Source organism: Streptomyces sp. NPDC001700, assembly GCF_053596435.1.
This window is the reverse complement of sequence record NZ_JBSFGE010000081.1, coordinates 1-1,823: the sequence shown is the minus strand read 5'-3', so window position 1 is coordinate 1,823 and position 1,823 is coordinate 1. Positions and strand designations below refer to the sequence as shown.

At 69.2% G+C, this 1,823-nt stretch carries 1 protein-coding gene; it reads right to left on the bottom strand.

Going from position 1 to position 1,823, the window contains the following annotated elements; genetic code table 11:
- Positions 1–1,823, bottom strand: a 1,823-nt coding sequence (locus tag ACWC5C_RS42035; protein WP_450884634.1) for an SDR family NAD(P)-dependent oxidoreductase, incomplete at both ends; no start/stop codon positions are given.

Sequence of the window (1,823 nt, the reverse complement as noted above, 5' to 3'; positions counted from 1 at the left end):
ACCGCCGGCCCCTCAAGACCGAAGCTGTACGCCACCCGACCCGAGATCACACTCGTCGTCGTCCCCGTCATCAGATAACCCTCGACACCCTCGGGCATCGAGAGGACGTTGCCGGCGTAGTTGGAGTGCGAGGAACCGGCGAAGACACCGGTCCGGCTGCCGCGCAGGGACGCCGGGTCGATGCCGGCGTGCTCGAACGCCTCCCACGCGGTTTCGAGGAGAAGGCGCTGCTGCGGGTCCATGGCGAGCGCTTCTCGCGGTGAGATGCCGAAGAACGAGGCGTCGAAGAGCGGTACGTCGTAGACGAAGCCGCCCGCGTGGGTCTTCGTGGTGCTCTCGCCGCCGACGTCCGCGCCGTACATGCGGTCGATGTCCCAGCCGCGGTCCCCAGGAAGCTCGGAGATGGCGTCACCGGCGGTACGCACCAGCTGCCACAGGGCCTCGGGCGAGGAGACACCGCCCGGGTAGCGGCAGGCCATGCCGATGATGACGATCGGGTCGTCGTCGTTGGACGCCGACGGCGCTGCCGAGGGTACGGCGGTGTCCGCGGTGACACCGAGCACATGGGACCGGAGGTGGTCCACCAGGACCTGCGGGGTCGGGTGGTCGAAGACGAGAGTGGACGGAAGCCGAATTCCGGTGACGGCGGTGAGCCGGTTACGCAGTTCCACCGCTGTCAGGGAGTCGAAGCCCAGGTCCCGGAACGGCCGGGTGGCATCGATCAGATCGCCCGTGGCATGGCCGAGTACGGCGGCGGCCTGTCCCTGGACGAGGTCGAGGAGGACGGCTCGCTGCTCGTCCGCGTCGAGCCCGGCGAGGCGTGCGGCAAGCCCGGATCCGTCCGCGGCGGCCCGTGCGGCCGCGACTCGGCGTGCGGACGTCCGTACGAGGCCGCGCAGCAGCGGCGGTACGTCTCCGCCGCGGGCGAGGGCGGCCGTGTCGATCGGAATCGGCACCAGGGCCGCCTCGTCCAGTGCCGTCGCGGCGTCGAACAGCCCCAGACCCTGCTCGGAGGTCAGGGCCCCGAATCCGCCCCTGCTCATCCGGACCAGATCCGCATCACCCAGCTCACCCGTCATCGTGCTGCGCTCAGCCCACATACCCCACGCCAGCGACTGCGCCGCAAGCCCACGCGCACGACGATGCTGCGCCAAAGCATCCAAGAACGCATTGGCCGCCGCATAGTTGCCCTGCCCAGCACTGCCCAACACCGCGGCCGCCGACGAAAAGACCACGAACATGGCCAGATCCATATCCCGCGTCAACTCATGCAAATTCAGCGCCGCATCAACCTTCGGCCGGAACACCCCCTCGATCCGCTCCGGCGTCAACGACGCGATCACCCCGTCATCCAACACCCCCGCCGTATGCACCACCCCCGTCAACCGCCGCTCCAACGACCCCAACAACCCCGCCAACCCATCCCGATCAGCCACATCACACGCCGCGAACCGCACCCGCGCGCCCAGCTCCCGCAGCTCCCGGCCCAACTCCTCCGCGCCAGCGGCCTGATCACCACGACGGGAGACCAGCAGCAGATCCCGCACTCCCCGCTCTGCCACCAGGTGCCGGGCCACCAAACCACCCAACGTGCCCGTCGCACCCGTCAGCAACACCGTGCCCTCCGGGTCCAGCACACGAGGCATGGTCAACACCACCTTGCCCACATGCCTCGCCTGACTGACGTGGCGGAAGGCCTCCCGAGCACGGCGCACATCCCACGCCCTCACCGGCAACGGCTCCACCACACCCGCACCGAACAGACCCACCAACTCCGCCAACAACTCCCGCGTACGCCCCGGACCCGCCTCAGCCAGATCAAA